The 16,416-nt window shown below is 42.3% G+C and carries 16 protein-coding genes; 4 read left to right on the forward strand and 12 right to left on the reverse strand.

Going from position 1 to position 16,416, the window contains the following annotated elements; all coding sequences use genetic code 11:
- Window positions 1-52: 52 nt before the first annotated feature.
- Genes ytfJ through sppA form a run of 4 tightly spaced genes read right to left on the reverse strand, consistent with a single transcriptional unit; the run spans window position 53 to window position 2,587 of the window.
- Window positions 53-433, reverse strand: a complete 381-nt coding sequence (gene ytfJ / locus DH10bf12_RS15700; protein WP_471736187.1) for a GerW family sporulation protein — start codon at window positions 431-433, stop codon at window positions 53-55.
- A complete protein-coding gene (locus DH10bf12_RS15705; protein ID WP_471736188.1) occupies window positions 434-1,027 on the reverse strand; it encodes a hypothetical protein in 594 nt (197 codons plus the stop codon).
- Between the two features lie 40 nt (window positions 1,028-1,067).
- Window positions 1,068-1,574 carry an RDD family protein gene (locus DH10bf12_RS15710; protein WP_471736189.1) on the reverse strand — a complete coding sequence of 169 codons (507 nt, stop codon included), beginning with the start codon at window positions 1,572-1,574 and terminating at the stop codon, window positions 1,068-1,070.
- 14 nt (window positions 1,575-1,588) lie between these two features.
- Window positions 1,589-2,587, reverse strand: a complete 999-nt coding sequence (gene sppA, locus DH10bf12_RS15715; protein ID WP_471736190.1) for a signal peptide peptidase SppA — start codon at window positions 2,585-2,587, stop codon at window positions 1,589-1,591.
- Window positions 2,588-2,725: 138 nt separating this feature from the next.
- Here sppA and DH10bf12_RS15720 point away from each other — a divergent pair, with 138 nt between their 5' ends.
- Complete coding sequence (locus DH10bf12_RS15720) at window positions 2,726-3,526, forward strand: NAD kinase (protein ID WP_471736191.1); 801 nt, start codon at window positions 2,726-2,728, stop codon at window positions 3,524-3,526.
- A gap of 30 nt (window positions 3,527-3,556) precedes the next feature.
- Here DH10bf12_RS15720 and rarD read toward each other — a convergent pair whose 3' ends face one another.
- The 5 genes from rarD to DH10bf12_RS15745 form a co-directional block, all read right to left on the reverse strand.
- The gene (gene rarD, locus DH10bf12_RS15725) at window positions 3,557-4,459 is read right to left on the reverse strand and encodes an EamA family transporter RarD (protein ID WP_471736192.1); all 903 of its coding nucleotides are present in this window, start codon (window positions 4,457-4,459) and stop codon (window positions 3,557-3,559) included.
- Window positions 4,460-4,538: 79 nt separating this feature from the next.
- A complete protein-coding gene (locus DH10bf12_RS15730; RefSeq protein ID WP_471736193.1) occupies window positions 4,539-6,131 on the reverse strand; it encodes an amidohydrolase in 1,593 nt (530 codons plus the stop codon).
- A 636-nt stretch (window positions 6,132-6,767) separates the two neighbouring features.
- Window positions 6,768-6,968, reverse strand: coding sequence for an alpha/beta-type small acid-soluble spore protein (locus DH10bf12_RS15735; RefSeq protein WP_041120899.1), 201 nt, complete (start codon window positions 6,966-6,968; stop codon window positions 6,768-6,770).
- A 102-nt stretch (window positions 6,969-7,070) separates the two neighbouring features.
- Window positions 7,071-8,282: a tRNA uracil 4-sulfurtransferase ThiI gene (gene thiI / locus DH10bf12_RS15740; protein WP_471736194.1), complete on the reverse strand. Its 1,212-nt coding sequence runs from the start codon at window positions 8,280-8,282 to the stop codon at window positions 7,071-7,073.
- Between the two features lie 5 nt (window positions 8,283-8,287).
- Entirely contained in the window at window positions 8,288-9,418 is a 1,131-nt protein-coding gene (locus tag DH10bf12_RS15745) for a cysteine desulfurase family protein (protein WP_471736195.1), read from the reverse strand.
- A 373-nt stretch (window positions 9,419-9,791) separates the two neighbouring features.
- On the opposite strand from DH10bf12_RS15745, the gene brnQ reads away from it, so the two are divergent.
- Window positions 9,792-11,126, forward strand: coding sequence for a branched-chain amino acid transport system II carrier protein (brnQ, locus tag DH10bf12_RS15750; protein ID WP_471736196.1), 1,335 nt, complete (start codon window positions 9,792-9,794; stop codon window positions 11,124-11,126).
- A gap of 66 nt (window positions 11,127-11,192) precedes the next feature.
- Here brnQ and DH10bf12_RS15755 read toward each other — a convergent pair whose 3' ends face one another.
- Window positions 11,193-12,869 (reverse strand): septation ring formation regulator EzrA, encoded by a 1,677-nt coding sequence (locus DH10bf12_RS15755; protein ID WP_471736197.1) that lies wholly within the window; start codon window positions 12,867-12,869, stop codon window positions 11,193-11,195.
- Window positions 12,870-13,012: 143 nt separating this feature from the next.
- Between DH10bf12_RS15755 and hisJ the strand changes: the two genes are divergently transcribed.
- A complete protein-coding gene (hisJ, locus tag DH10bf12_RS15760; RefSeq protein WP_471736198.1) occupies window positions 13,013-13,816 on the forward strand; it encodes a histidinol-phosphatase HisJ in 804 nt (267 codons plus the stop codon).
- On the opposite strand, the gene refZ is transcribed toward hisJ, so the two are convergent.
- Window positions 13,792-14,415 carry a forespore capture DNA-binding protein RefZ gene (refZ, locus tag DH10bf12_RS15765; protein WP_471736199.1) on the reverse strand — a complete coding sequence of 208 codons (624 nt, stop codon included), beginning with the start codon at window positions 14,413-14,415 and terminating at the stop codon, window positions 13,792-13,794. The two genes, hisJ and refZ, sit on opposite strands and share 25 nt — an antisense overlap.
- A 162-nt stretch (window positions 14,416-14,577) precedes the next feature.
- Here refZ and DH10bf12_RS15770 point away from each other — a divergent pair, with 162 nt between their 5' ends.
- Entirely contained in the window at window positions 14,578-15,057 is a 480-nt protein-coding gene (locus tag DH10bf12_RS15770; RefSeq protein ID WP_471736200.1) for a GAF domain-containing protein, read from the forward strand.
- 49 nt (window positions 15,058-15,106) lie between these two features.
- Here DH10bf12_RS15770 and megL read toward each other — a convergent pair whose 3' ends face one another.
- The gene (gene megL / locus DH10bf12_RS15775; RefSeq protein WP_471736201.1) at window positions 15,107-16,324 is read right to left on the reverse strand and encodes a methionine gamma-lyase; all 1,218 of its coding nucleotides are present in this window, start codon (window positions 16,322-16,324) and stop codon (window positions 15,107-15,109) included.
- Window positions 16,325-16,416: the final 92 nt, after the last annotated feature.

A 16,416-nucleotide genomic window follows, 5' to 3' on the forward strand; every position in this document is an offset into this window, starting at 1 on the left:
TTCAGTATATGTATTCCTGTTCATCATACTGAAAGACGGAATGCGCAATCAACTAATATGATTCATCCTGCCTGAATACATCTGTGATTCTGCTGACTGCTTCTGGCGCCATATCCATTAATTTCTCAAGCAGATGGGCACCTTCATTCATATGATGAAGACGAATGCCATCTTTTCCTACAATTAAAAAAGCCACAGGTGTAATCGAAACACCACCACCGCTTCCACCGCCGAAAGGAAGCTCAGCCGCTGCTTCGTATGATGTCTGATAATCACTGCCACCTGCTGCATAGCCGAACCGTACACGTGAAACAGTCATAATTGTACTGCCATCAGCCGTCTCCACCGGATCACCGATGATCGTATTCACATCTACCATTTCCTTCAACTGTTCCATCGCTGTCGTCATTACACCTTCAATTGGATGTTCCAATTAAGCCACTCCCCATTCTTTTATGATGGCCATTCTTCTGACCATAAGCAATAAACCCGCTTTTATAAGGTGTGCAATCGTGACTGAAATTATACAGTGACAGACAACAGAAAATGGTGACTGGCTGAACACCGGTCTGATCGTGAGCCGTGGTGGAGCTGTCAGTTTGATATATCTTGATAACTGCTGAACGAATAATGCCTGAGCCATGCCAATTCCGCCATTCAGCCATGCACTCAGATCAGGTCTGTTTGTTCCAACTCCAGCTGTTACATGCAGTGATTCTATTGAAAAGTCTTTCAATGTTCCTTTCAGCCAGCTATTTAAGCTGACAATTTTTTCTCTCAACTGAACAATCTGTGATTTTATATTATATAAATCACTTTTTGTTAATTTCTTTGGTTTACGATTTATTTTATATTCAGGCTCAGAAGCCAGTTCAATCGGTATCTTAAAACGCTTAACGCTGATTCCAGCTATTTTCACGAGAATCATGAATTGAATGTTTTTACCCTTCCATTCGATATCAATCAGACATTTACATTTTAAAAACAGCAGCAGCGGTAAACATAATAAAAAGAGCAGTTTAATCATTGAATCCACCTCAATGATAAACTGCCCTTTACCTGTTTATTTATACTTTTACAGATTCTGCTCTGACAACTGTCCGCTCATGAATGACTGTTGTGTCAGCGAACAGATCGTGAATCGCCTGCTTTTTCGGGGTGAACGCAGTAACCACATACAGGATCGCCAGAAAAGGCAGACCGAAAAATGTGATTGATGTGTAAATATACCGGCCGGCAAGCTCTCTGATCAGTACCGCAATCCATCCCGGACGTTCACCGTCTTTTGATATCACTCTCAATCCAAATATCATTTTTCCAAGCGTCTGTCCGAAAAACTTTGTCATTAAAACAAAGTAAGCAAAGAAGACGATCGCTGTTGCAATATTCACACCGCTGAACATGCCGCTTCCCATTTCAAGTCCGCTCAGTCTGAATACAGGATAGATCAGCAATCCATTCAGTGCAGCAATGACTAACAGATCAAGTAAAAACGCACAGGCCCTGATCCAAAAACCACCAAAGTGAGGCAGGAAAGCCGGATTTTGGTTATAATTTGTTTCATTGGTCTCCATACAGCTTCCTCCTTTTATTCAGCGTATAAGTACATTGGGCGTGGCCCGCCTGTGTGACTCATGACCTCTGACAGAATCTGACCTTCAAGTCCGCCAAACGTTTTTTGTACCTGAAGTGACAGCAGTGAACTTAAATCATTCGGCATTCCATAATGGATGACTGATGCATTTTCGAGTTCAAGGTCCGATTTGATTGCACTGATGACATCTTCCTCATAACCAAATTCATCAATTAAATCAAGCTCAAGTGCCTGAATACCATTATAAATACGCCCGTCTGCAATCTCTCTCACACGGTCTTCAGGAAGATCCCGTCCATTTGCAATGACATCTACAAACCCATCATAAGAGTCATTTAAAATACTGCGTACAATTTCTAAATCTTCTTCACGCACTTCTTCTGCAGGATTCAGCATATCCTTAAATTCTCCGGAAGTAACCGTAACAAATTCCACACCGTAATTATCAGCGAGCTCTCCAAAATTGATGCTTTGAAGAATAACACCAAGTGAGCCCGTCATTGTTTCTCTGCTTGCATAAATTTTATCAGCAGGTGCTGCTACGTAATACCCGCCTGATGTTGCCTGGGCACCCATTGATACATAAACGGTCTTACCCGCTTCCTGAATTTCAAGAATTTTATCATGGATTTGGGCACTCTCTACAACCCCGCCCCCTGGTGTATTTACACTGAGAACAACGCCTTTGATTGTGCCATCATCTTTCACCTGATTCAGCTGGTCCATAAAGTGAGAATGGTTATAGCCGGCTGCACCGAGCAAACCGCCTGTATCACCAGTGTCCTGAATCGTACCATTTAAATCAATCACAGCAATTCTGTCTGTTGTACTGCCCGTTTCAATCACTTCTTCAGACAAACCTGATGTTGTTTCAAAAGAAGAAAACATTTCATCAAAATTAGTTGAAAGTGCTGCAGTTGCAAAGTTAATACCGGCTGATACGACAAATAAAACACCCGCAATGCCGATTGCAATCCACCTTTTAGTATTCATTTTTAAAAAACCTCCTCGTATTGTCTCTCTTGTCTATACGTTCTACTTTCAGATATGTTTCATTTCATGATACACTTTAATCAATCTTTTATTATGTTGTATTTTCAAAATTTTCGTGAAAGACCTGGAGGGATTCATATGACTGAAAGAAGAAATATTTATTTTTATGCACGTAAAACTGAACAGGCGAAAGAACATTTGCGTATGCTTGAAGAGCTTGCAGAGCGCTATCAGTTCAACGTCGTACAGGATTTTAAGCAAGCGAATATCATTGTCAGTCTTGGTGGTGATGGTGCATTTCTTCAAGCTGTCAGAAAAACCGGATTCAGACAGGACTGCCTGTATGCCGGCGTGTCAGACTCAGGAAGAAAAAGTCTATACTGTGACTTCCATGTAGATGATGTCTCTTCGATGATTGACGCAATGACGCAGGATCAGATTGAGATTAGAAAATACCCTACGATTCAAGTGACTGTTGATGATGAGACAAGCTTTCTTTGCCTGAATGAATTCAGCATCCGATCAGGGATCATTAAAACATTCGTAATGGATGTACATATTGACGACCTTCATTTTGAAACATTCCGCGGTGATGGGATGATTATCTCAACACCAACCGGCAGCTCTGCATACAATAAATCAGTTGGCGGTGCAGTAGTGGATCCAATGCTTCCATGTATGCAGGTGAGCGAGCTTGCTTCAGTCAACAGCAACCGTTTCCGGACACTCGGTTCTTCATTTATCCTGAGCGGCCAGCGAAAGCTTCGTCTGACTGTGGCTCAGGATGGCAATGACTATCCCGTGATGGGACTTGATAATGAAGCACTTGGTATCAGTCACGTACAGCACGTAGACCTTGCACTGAGCGAAAAAATCGTGAAAACCGTCAAATTAAAAGACAATTCCTTCTGGGAAAAAGTTAAAAGGACATTTCTTTAATTGAGAAGCTGCGGGTCATCCGCAGCTTTTTTATTTTAGCCTGACCTGTCTCGCCATTCTCATTCTTGAGTACGTAAAAACTGTAAGGCTGAGCCATATAAAGATAAATGAAATCAGATCAATCGCATTAAACGGTTCTCCGTATAAAAACACACCGAGAATCAGTGTAAGTGTAGGCGCAATATATTGTAAAAAGCCGACCATAAAGAGCGGAATCCTCTGAGCACCGTTTGCAAATAAAAGAAGTGGTATAGCAGTAGCTGCCCCTGCTCCGACCAGGAAGAGATCAGTGGACAGGGATTCATCAATTAATGCAAGGTTTCCGGTGCCCTGCAAATAACCAAGATAAATCAGTGCAATCGGCATAATCGTCATCGTTTCAAGCGTAAGCCCAATTGCCGCATTCACGCGCAGCATTTTTTTCACAAGTCCATAAAATCCGAATGAAAAAGCCAGTGCAAAAGCAATCCAGGGAAAGCTACCGTAGGAAATCGTTAAAATCAATACCCCGATCAGCGCTAATATAAATGATAATACCTGCGCTTTTGATAACACTTCCTTTAACACAAAAACACCCAACAGGACTGAAACGAGCGGATTTATGTAGTATCCAAGACTCGCTTCAACCATCTGCTCGGAATTCACTGCCCATATGTAGACAAACCAGTTAATACTGATCAGTACAGATGCTGCGATCAGTGCTGCAAAAAGCTTAGGACGCTTAAAGAGTGACAGTGCTTCTTTTTTAAAATGACCAAATTGGCGCATGGCAATGAGTAACACGAGCATAAACCAGAATGACCAGAAGACACGGTTTGCTAAAATCTCATCTGCCGGCACGTGTTGCACAAACTTCCAGTAAACCGGGAGCAGTCCCCAGAGTGTGTAGGCAAGCGCAGTATAAATCATACCCAATCTTTCTTCGTTTTCCATCTCACCGCCCCGTTCTATTCCATAGAAATGCTGATGGTTTCTTCAGAGACAGAAAACCATCAGCTGATTAAAAATAGGCTTATCTTCGAGTATAAACTGTCTTTCCGTCAACAATTGTCCGCTCAACTTTCATCGTGAGCAGCTCATCCGGATCTTTTTTAAATGGATCTGCTTCCAATACGGTAAAGTCAGCTGCAAATCCCGCCTTGATAACGCCGCGATCATGTTCATGGTGACACGCATAAGCGCTGCATTTAGTAAATAATGAAATCCCTTCATACATACTCAGCTTTTCACTTTCACCATATACTGTTTTTTCAGGATCATCAGGCTTTGTTCTTGTGACAGCAGCATGGATACCTAGAAGTGGATCAACCGGTTCAATTGGTGCATCAGAACCACCGGCACACGCTATCCCTCTATCCATCAGCGTTTTCCAGGCATAGTTCCATTTCATACGGTCTTTTCCAATCCGGTCCTGCACCCACGGAAAATCAGACGGTACGAATCTCGGCTGGATATCAAGTACGATCGGAAGCTTCTCAGCACGCTGAATCAGCTCTTCATCCAGAATCTGAGCGTGAATTAACCGGTCCCGCTCCCCGTTTGAGGGAAATGCTTCGATCGCATCAAGCATATATTCAAATGCCTGATCCCCGATCGTATGCACGGCGACAGCCATATCGTACTGTCTCGCTTTCCATACAAGCTGCTTTAATTTTTGAGGTGAATGGATCGCTACTCCTTTTTCACCCGGCATATCAGCATAACCATTTTTAAGCAGCGCAGTCCGGCCTCCAAGTGCTCCATCAGCAAATATCTTCATTGCACCAAATTCAACATAACGGGACCCTGATAAGAATGAATGTCCCTGTCTATGCCAGTCTTCAATTACATGATGGTGAACCAGCAAGTGGGCTCTAAAAGGACGGCCGTCTTCTTCAATGACCTTCTGAAAAGCACGGTAGGTCCTTGTAAAATCACCATAGTAACTCAAGTCTTCAGTATGTCCCCCGGTTAATCCAAGAGACCATGCATGCTCAAGCGCAGTTTTTAAAGATTTTTGGATATATTCATCCTCAATTGGCGGAAGAGCCGGAATCATAAGATCTTGCGCCGTATCCTTCAGCTGCCCTGAGAGCTTCCCGTCAAACTTCTCAATGACCCCGCCTTCCGGATCCGGTGTCTGTTCATCAATTCGTGCTAAAAACAGCGCAAATGAGTTAACCACTACAGCATGTCTGCAAATTCTTTTCAAAATCACCGGATGATCAGGTGCAACTGCGTCAAGCTCTGCAGCAGTCGGAACAGATGCGTCCTCCCACTGATTCTCATTCCATCCGTCACCCTGAATCCACTCACCCTTTGGTAATTCAGCCGCTTTCTTTGCAACTGCATCAATGACTTCCTGCTTTGATTTCATTTCTGATAAATCCAGTCTGAGCAGCGTTTCTCCCACCCCGACAATATGTAAATGGCTATCAACAAAGCCCGGGAACATGGTTTTGCCTTCAAGGTCAACCGTTGTAACCTCTTCATTCCCTGCAGATGCTAATAAGTCAGCTGCAGAGCCAACTGCTTTAATTTTCCCGTTGCTCGTTAAAACAGCTTCAACTGTCGATCCTTCCTCTTCCATTGTATAGATTGTTCCATTCTTAAATAGCTGCAGCATATCAAAACCCTCTTTCTTTCGACGCATTTATACTCAGTGTACAAAAAATATTTCGAAAGATGAAGTGGTTTGACCTAGAAAAGTGGAAGCAGGCGTTTAGGTCCGACAAGCATAAGACGACTTGAGACAAATGGGTGACCTTTCCCATTTTCTCAAGATGGCTTATGACTCGAGGACCTGCCTGCTGGAACTGGACATCATAGAAAAGTGGAAGGCGCTTGGTCAGCTCCGACAGACATAAGACGCGAAGCGAAAAATGGGTGACCTTCCCGTTTATCGCTTTGTGGCTTATGATCCGAGGAGTTAGCGCCTGGAACTGGACATCACGAAAAGTGGAAAGCGCAAGTCAGGCTTCACGAAAGAATAAAGAAAAAGGTGCCTGAATAATGATGATAGGTGATGGAAAAAATCACAAAGGTGACGTAAATAAGTTTCAGAAGCTGAATCAGTTACAAAGCCCATAGAATTATGATAAAAGGTGATAGATATAAACTTAAAGCCCATACAATTCCTATAAAAGGTGAAAGAATTCTCCGGCACAATAAGCACCCCCCTCCACTTTTAGACCTGCCCGCAAATTTCACCTGCACGCAAAAACAGCAGGCGCTCAATTAAGCACCTGCTGTTCTTTCATTATTATTTCTGGTATCCGCTAAGCTGTTGTTCAGCCATCTGAACTAGACGCTTAGTGATTTCTCCACCTACTGAACCGTTTGCGCGTGATGTAGAGTCAGCTCCAAGCTGTACGCCGAATTCAGTAGCAATTTCGTATTTCATCTGATCAAGAGCTTGTTCTACACCTGGAACAACAAGCTGATTTGAGCTTCTGTTTGCCATGTGCTATCACCTCCTTGTGAATATAGAATGTGCAATAACACACGGCTTATTAATGGTAAATGTTCCTAACAAATCAGAACCATAAAAATCAGAAGCTGATATTTAAAACAAGTCTGGTTCTTCAACCTCATTTGACTTGTATCCAGGCTTCAATACAATGGTTTCAGTCTCTTCAACTGACTGAAGGATCATCTCTTCAAAATCGATAAAGCTTTCATAAAAAGCAACTTTTTCTGTTTTTGGTCTTGTTTTAGGTGCTGCCGGCGTGAAGATCGTGCAGCAGTCTTCGTAAGGTAGAATAGACGTTTCATACGTGCCGATCTCTTTTGCAATTTCAATAATGTCCGTTTTGTCTGATGCAATGAGCGGTCTCAGTACCGGGGTATTTGTTACCGCATTGATTGCTTCCATACTCTCTAATGTCTGACTGGCAACCTGACCAAGGCTTTCACCCGTCACAATTGCTTTTGCACCGGTTTTCTTTTTAAGTTCATCTGAGATACGCAGCATCATTCTTCTTGTTGATGTCATCGTATAATTCTCAGGCACCTGCTGCTGAATGGTTTGTTGAATGTTAGTAAAAGGGACAATATGAAGCTTTACAGATCCTGAGAATCCAGCAAGTTCAGAAGCAAGCTGCTTTACCTTTTCTTTTGATTTTTCACTTGTAAACGGAGGGCTGAAAAAGTGAACAGCTTCGAGTTCTACGCCTCTTTTCATCATCTGATATCCGGCAACCGGACTGTCCAGCCCACCTGAGAGCATGAGTATCGCTTTGTTGCCTGAACCGATCGGCATACCGCCTGCTCCCTGAATCGTCTGAGCTGATAGGTATACAGCTTCAGTTCTCACCTCAACAGTCAGTTCGACTTCAGGCTTCCTCATTTCTACTTTCAAGCCAGGTACCTGTCTTAACACATGTGAGCCGATTTCGTAATTTAATTCATTTGTATCGAGAGGATAATTTTTGTCAGCTCTTCTCGCTTTCACTTTAAACAATGTTCCGTCTGACGCAAGTGAATGGACCAGTTCTGCTGCATGTCGTTTTACTTCTTCAAGTTCTCTGTCAGATTTTACAACCGGACTAAACGACTGAATGCCAAATATCAACTTAAGTCTGTCCATTACCTGATCAGCCTCATCAGTGTTTTTCAATTCGAGATGCATTCTGTCCCTGCCTGATTCAATATGAAAAGCACTGAGATCTGCACAGGCATCCGTAATATTTTGCTTAAGACGCTTGATAAATTTATTCCGGTTTCGTCCTTTAGTTGAAATTTCGCCGTAGCGGATTAAAATTCGATCTATCTTCATATAACTTATACCCCTTTCAGTAATGGCGGAATGACTTCCTGCCAGATCCTGATAAATTCTTTAATATCTTCTGTCTGCTGATCTGCTCCGAGACTGATTCTAACTGCACCCCTGATATCACGGTCGCTGAAGGCGCAGGCAGTCAGTACATGGCTTCTTTTATTCGTTTTTGATGAGCATGCGCTTGAAGTGGTAATAAAGATCTCTCTCTCAGCCAGTGCATGCACAATGACTTCTCCTGTCAGCTTTGGAACAGTTACAGAAAAAATATGTGGTGCGCCATTTTTCGGCGAAAGGACTTTTACTTCCTCCCTATTCTCAAAGAAAGACCTGAGCATCTGCTGACAGGTTTGAAGTGTTTGATCAGCCTGATACTGGTGCTCTGAAGCGAGTCGCATTGCTTTGGCGAGTGATACGGCTCCTGCAGTGTTGACTGTGCCGCTTCTAAAACCTTCCTGCTGTCCGCCACCATCCATTTCAGGAATAAGCTTCATGCCTCTTTTTACTGCCAGCAGGCCTGAACCTTTTAGTCCGTTAAACTTATGGGCTGATAATGTGATCATGTCAAGCGTTTCAAAATCTGCTTTCAGTTTTCCATAAGCCTGCACAGCATCTGAATGAAATCGGGCATTTGAATTCGTCTTGATGATTCTCCCGGCTTCATTAATGGGCTGAATACTGCCGAATTCGTTATTCACATACATGATTGATACCAGCGTTGTATCTTTTCTGAGTGCTGCTTTCAAATCATCCAGAGAAATGACACCAGCTTGGTCGACAGGCAAATAAGTGACTTCAAACCCTTCATTTTCAAGCTTCTTGAACACTTCCAGTACAGATGGATGCTCAATTACCGTTGTAATTAAATGATTACCTTTACCATGCAAAAAATAAGCGGATCCTTTAATTGCCAGATTGTTTGACTCTGTCCCGCCGGAAGTGAAAATCACTTTGCTGTCTGGCAATCCTGAAAGCTCACTGCACTGCTGCTGTGCTTTTTGAAAAAGTGATGAAGCTTTCTCTCCAAATGTGTGAATAGAGGAAGGATTACCATAAAACTGTTCATTTACCTTTATATATGAAGAAACAACTTCAGGATGCGGTTTTGTCGTTGCGCTGTTATCCAGATAAATCATGGTGATCACTCTTTCTTTTATAGTGAATCTCTTATATAAATGCTAATGAATTTCGAGGAGGACTAAGTGTTGCTGCTTCAGGAGGATGAGCTTCCTCAGACTTCGTCCTGCGGACATGTCCTTACCTGGGGCGGAAGTCATTGTCTACCTCTCCAATCACCTGTTTTAAGTTTGATCTAACATTTCATAATGTATTGATTTCATTAAACCTTATTAATCCTAACATATCTCACTTCGGAATGTGATTTAAGTTCATTTAAACGATGAGTAGACACAATTTTCTTTTTATTTAGACTTTTGCTATTTTCGACAAATTTCAACTTTTCTATGATATGATGTTGCGGTAAAACTTAGAACATCGGTGGAGGGTATTATGAATAGCAATAAAATAACATTTGGTAGCGTTTTCACGGTTGGGCTTATGCTCTTTGCACTTTTCCTCGGTGCTGGGAATATGATCTTTCCGCCTCTGCTCGGACAGCAGTCAGGCGATAGCAGCTGGGTTGCGATCGCAGGATTCCTTCTGACCGGGGTAGGTCTTCCTCTATTAGGTGTCATTGCCATTGCGAAGTCTGGTGGAAGCCCGATGGACCTGGCAAGTCGTGTACACCCAATTTTCGGAATAATCTTTACAATCATCCTGTACCTGGCAATCGGACCTTTCTTTGGTATTCCGAGAACAGCAACTGTTTCCTATGAAATCGGCGTTTTACCATTTCTGACTCAGGATACAGCAGGTGGATGGACGTTACTTTTATTTTCTATATTGTTTTTTGCAGCAACGGCATGGTTATCGTTGAATCCGGCAAAATTGGTTGACCGGATCGGTAAAATATTAACCCCAGTATTAGTCATTATTTTAGCAGTCTTAGTAGGAGGTGCCTTTATTAATCCGATGGGCGAACCTGGTCAGGCTGTAGCCGGCTATGCAGATTCTCCATTTATTACAGGATTTTTAGAAGGTTATCTGACACTTGATGCGATTGCAGCACTTGTCTTTGCGATTGTCATTATCTCTGCGATTCAGAATAAAGGCGTGACAGAGCGTAAACAGGTAGTAAGAGCAGCTATTTTCGCAGGATTAATCGCAGCATCCGGCCTTGCAGCTGTATATATTTCACTCAGCTACCTCGGCGCTACAAGTTTGAATGCAATTGGCATTCAGGATAACGGTGGTGCACTGCTTTCTGCAGCCGCTAATTACCTTTACGGTTCAGCAGGTGCTCTCATTTTAGGTATTGCAATCGGCGCTGCATGCCTGACAACTTCAATTGGCCTTGTCTCTGCAACGTCATCATACTTTGCACGAACGTTTCCGAATATTTCTTACAATAAGTTTGTCATCATTTTCTCTGTTTTCAGTATGATGATTGCAAATATCGGACTGGCTCAATTGATCGCTGTATCTGTTCCTGTTCTTGTGATGATCTATCCGATGACGATTGTTCTGATTATGCTGTCATTCCTTGATAAAAAGATTAAAGGAAAAAGGGCTGTATACGTCGGTGCGATCATTCCTACATTTATACTAGGTGTGAGCGATGGACTTGCAGCTGCCGGCTTTACTGCACTTGCGTCAGCATTTTCATTCCTGCCGCTGATGGATCAGAGTCTCGGGTGGATCTTACCGGCTATTGCAGGTGGATTGATCGGCTTGTTTATTCCTTCAGAATCAGGCTCTACAGCACCGGCAAAACCTACAAATTAATAGAAGTAAAAAAGAAGCAGTACTTCTCATCCTGAGAAAGTGCTGCTTCTTTTAATCAAGTAAAACTTATAATGCATCAATTTTTTTGAGTACACCAGGCTCAATCTTTTCGATTGATTCAGCTGCCTGCTCAAGTGCATTCTGGTAATCACCGTTTCTGAATAACAGCTCTGCTTCGTTTAGCCCGATAAACACTGTTTCATGCCGGCTTCGATAGCGGTTACCGTACTGAATCACTTTTTCAGCCTGCTTTGCAGCCTGAATCATTTCCTCTGTATTTTCAGTAAAGGTTTCAATCATTTTTTCAGTCGTCATCGTGTGCTGATTAATTGCCTTCATATTCATCGGACGTTCCGCAAGATAAGAATCAAGTGCTTCGATCTGTCTGATAATATCCTTTCGTTCTAAGAACCAGAACTCAGGTATTTTAGGAAGGTTCGCACTGTCAACGATTTTTTCCTGATCTCTTACAGCTTTAATCTGATACTCCTGCTGGTCTCTCGCAGCTAATTCATCACTTCTGAGTTGTTCAAGTTCACCAGCATACTTTTTGTGTTCCTCATCGATCTGCATCAGTTCAGTTTCAATTTTCTCTGTTTCTTTTAATACAGATGAATAAGGTTCAAGCTGTTTTTCAACCTGCTTGTTCTGATGATCAAATGCATCAGCCAGTTTTTCAAGCTGAGTTTCTTTTTCTTTTGGCAGGTCCAGGTCCTGCTGATCGAGCTGATACCCCTGACGCACATAATCCATTTCACGTATCAATTCATCATTTCTGATTTTTAACGTTTCGAGAAGCTTACTAACGTTTGCAGCTTTAGCAGGAAGGTGAGTTCTTGCATTCACTTCATCTTCAAGTGCAATGAACGCTTCATCAATTTCTTTTTTCGTGTTCACTCTCAGTTCTTCAGCTTCAGTAAATTCCAGTCTGATCAGATGCTTTTCAGCTTCTTTCAGGTTGTTCTCAAGTGCAAGACACCTTTCTTCAAGGTTTAAATGATGGATTGGATACTGCTGCTCGTCCATTTCTTTGCAGGCATCCTTTAACTCATGCAAATCTTTCGGCAGTTCATCAAGCAGGTCATCTGCAAGGCCTGGCGCACTTTCGATCATCATGCTGATCTCATCAATCTCTGAAGTCAGATAGATCACGATTTCTCTTGCCTGAAGATAATTCCCCTCAGATGTTAAATGATGATATTCATCAAGTTTCGGTTCTAAAGCCATAATTTTGCGCTCAATCGGCTCAGCGGTCTTGCTGAACTGTGAACGCCTATTGCGGATCAGTGAAGCTGCTTCTTTGTAATCGGCTTCTACCAGCTGGATTTCTTCACGGTTCTTCTCATCACTGCCCATTAATTCTTCCAGTTCAGAGAGAATTTCATTCATATGTTCTTCAGCTTTATTCAGCTCAATCACAATTTCTTCACGTACTTTTCGCGATTTTTTAAAACGAAACTTATCAATATATTCCTCAGCATCAAACAGCATACTATCTACTTCAGCTAATTGTTTATCAACAATATTGTTCCATGAGTCTCTCCATTTTTCAAAGAGCTCCTCTGTCTGACCATTCATATTCAGTTGTTTTACTTTTGTCATTTCTTCAAGAACAGGTCTGTGCTGAATGTCGAGCTTCTGTTCTTCAAGTTTATCTACTTCTTTATACTGCTTTTTCCTTATTACGAAAGCAGTGATGATCGATATGATGATTAAAATGACGGATCCTATTATGTACTCCATCTTATGCCTCCTGTTCAAGCAGCCCGTGTCTATGTCAATATGAAAAATGTATTGACTTTATGATACCATGTAACAAATGAGATTTCTTGTTTTTTCTTGAATTTTTGACACGACTTTTTTCGTGTGCGAAAGGACTGGACTTGATGATTACCAGAGATGGACATATTCATACACCATATTGCCCTCACGGCTCTCAGGATGCTTTAGCATTATATGCTGAAAAAGCGATTGAAGCAGGCCTTGAGGAAATTACTTTTACTGAGCATGCCCCACTGCCGGAAAACTTTGATGACACAGTTCCTGATAAGGATAGTGCCATGAGGCCTGCGGAGCTTGAAAATTACTTAAAAGATATTGAGGCCATTAAAAAATCGTATAAAAAAGACCTGCGCATTTACACAGGCCTTGAAGTTGATTATATTGAAGGTTTTGAACACGAGACGCGTGCTTTTCTGAATCAGTACGGTCCTTCACTTGATGATGCGATTCTTTCTGTTCATTTTCTGAAAGCTGCTGACCGTTATGTCTGTCTCGACTTCAGTCAGGATGCTTTTAAAGAGTTAATTTCACTGACAGGGTCTGCTGATGCTGTTCATTCACTTTATTATCATACAGTGATCCAATCCGTACTTGCTGATCTGGGTGAATATAAACCGAAAAGAATTGGGCATATCACGCTCGCCAGAAAGTTTCAGCGTCTCTTCCCGGCGCTGGAGTCTCATGAAGCTGAGATTCAACAGCTGCTAAATGTAATAAAATCCCAGAATCTTGAGATTGATTACAATGGAGCCGGAACTGTGAAACCACTTTGTCAGGAAACCTACCCTTCTCCTGCGATTGCATCAGCTGCTCACAAGATGGGCATTAAACTTGTCTATGGCTCTGATGCACATACCGCATCCGGCCTTATGCAGGGAGCCGATCAGCTGATTGCACTTAATCCGTAACAGGAGGTTACACTATTGAACCATGTTTCAACTGTTTCAATATATTGCCTTGTAAAATAAGGGTCTGCAGTATTCATATGCCACAGCTCTCTGACAGTCTGACTTTGTAAAAAGGGTGTTGTGATCATGGAAGTCAGCTGAATCAGAAAAAAAGAAGGGGACAGCTTAAAGCTGTGTCCTTTTTCAATGTCCTCAGCCATCAGCATCTTCCATAAATACTGTTCTTTTCGCAAGTAACAGGCAGTCATCTCCCTGATCAGCTGGTGATCGAGTGTAATCTCCCGCCAGGCAAACCTGGCAAACCGGTGATGCTGCTGTTGGAACCTGATTACATCACGGGCAGCGCTCATCACAGCACTTTTATGTTGCTTCCCTTCATTCAATGACTTTTCCAGCACATTCAGATACGGTTCAAAAAATGCAATCAGACATTCTTCCAGTAACCCTTTTTTTCCTGCAAAATAATATGATACTGTTCCGACATTTACGCCTGCTGATGCTGAAATATCTCTGATACTCGTACCGTGAAACCCTTTCGTATAAAACAGATCCACTGCTGTTGTCATGACTTCGGATTTAGTTTCGCGCTGCCCATTCATTTGTTTTCACCCTTTCAAATGATTGCTTCAAGTCCCATGCTGTGTTATACCTGTATTATTCTAATGAATATATTCGGGGTGTCATGGCAGCCCTCCTTTAAAAAGCGTTCTTCAAATTACGCACCTAAAAGGAAAAATCAAATCAATTAAGCGGGTGATATGATGTTTAATGTCGAAACGTATAAAGGCAGTAAGGAAAAGCAATATGAGATGTTGCACAAACAGCTTAAGGCTTTACTCGAAGATGAACCGAACCGGATTGCCAATCTAAGCAATGCTTCAGCATTACTGAATCAATTTCTGAATGAAACGAACTGGGTAGGCTTTTATCTGATGGAGGATGTCGAGCTTGTGCTTGGACCATTTCAGGGGCTTCCCGCATGTGTAAGAATCCCACTTGGAAAAGGGGTATGCGGAACAGCTGCAGGTGAGAATAAAACAATGCGCGTTGAGGATGTTCATGCATTCCCGGGACATATCGCATGTGACGCTGCTTCTCAGTCAGAGATTGTGATCCCACTCGTAAAAGACGGCGTCGTAATTGGTGTACTCGATATAGACAGCCCGGTAAAGAGCCGCTTTGATGAGGAAGATCAAAAAGGACTTGAAACATTTGCAGAGGTTTTAACTAAATATATTTAATGACTTCTAAAAAGCCGCATGCGAATCGTCGCATGCGGCTTTTCTAAGGTCAGCTTTCCTGCTTCATCACTGCACTTTCCTCAATTTTTGTAAATGCCTGGTCAAGATCCTCTTTAATATCCTCCCAAGATTCCAGTCCGACTGAGAGTCTCAGCAGCGTGTCGCTAATGCCCATTTCCTGTCTTGTCGCCTCAGGTATGACTGAATGTGTCATTGTTGCAGGATGCTGAATCAGTGTTTCTGCATCTCCAAGACTCACTGCTATCTTAATCAGTTTTAATTCATCCATAAAAGCCTGCGCCATTTCCTTTGTGCCATTAAAATCAAATGAAATGAGACCTCCCCATCTGCTCATCTGCTTCGCAGCGATGTGGTGTGATGGATGGTCGTTGTCGCCAGGGAAATAAATATTTCTGACAAACGGGTGCTGTTTGAGATAGCCTGAAATTTTCTCAGCATTATCACAATGACGGTCCAGCCTGACAGCGAGTGTTTTTAAGCCTCTCAGTAATAGCCACGCATCAAAGGGCGACATGATCCCGCCAATATCTTTTTGGGTTGTCATCCGGATATCTGCAATCGATTCAGCAGATTTTGCGACCAGCAGTCCGCCAATCACATCCCCGTGTCCGCCAATATATTTTGTCGCACTATGAAGTACAAAGTCCGCTCCGAATTTTAACGGGTTCTGCAGGTAAGGTGAACTGAATGTATTATCAACTACAACTGGAATCCTCTGCTCATTTGCAACGCGGCAAACCAGTTCAAGGTCAATGATCTCCATTGTCGGATTAATTGGTGTTTCTACGTATATGCAGGCTGTGTTCGGTGAAATCGATTGTCTGATCGCTTCTTCTGTAGAAAGATTTGCAAAATCATGTGTGATCCGGAACTTTTCTGACATCATTTCAAGCAAACCGAATGTACAGCCATACACTCCTTTTGAACAGACAACATGATCCCCTGATTTTAACAAATGAAACAGGATCGCCGAAACAGCAGCCATACCGGAACCAAACGCTAAAGCGGCTTTTCCGCCTTCAATGGTTGTCATTCTGTCTTCAAGTATTTTCACTGTCGGATTCCCTAGACGTGAATAAATGTAACCTTCCTCATCTCCTGCAAATCGCTTTTCCCCTTCAGCAGCATGAGTAAATGTATAAGTTGATGTCTGGAAAAGCGGAGGCGTGAGTGAACCTTCGTATTTCCCTGAATCATATCCACTATGAATAACCTCTGTTTCAAATCTTTTTTTCTCTCTTGACATTGCAAGCTCCCCTTGTTTTGTAATCGCTTTCATAACCTATTTTACTTGATTTTGTAATAATTTCAATGGATCTTTCCAATATAAAAAGGACT

The organism is Jeotgalibacillus sp. 10bf12 (assembly GCF_055597105.1).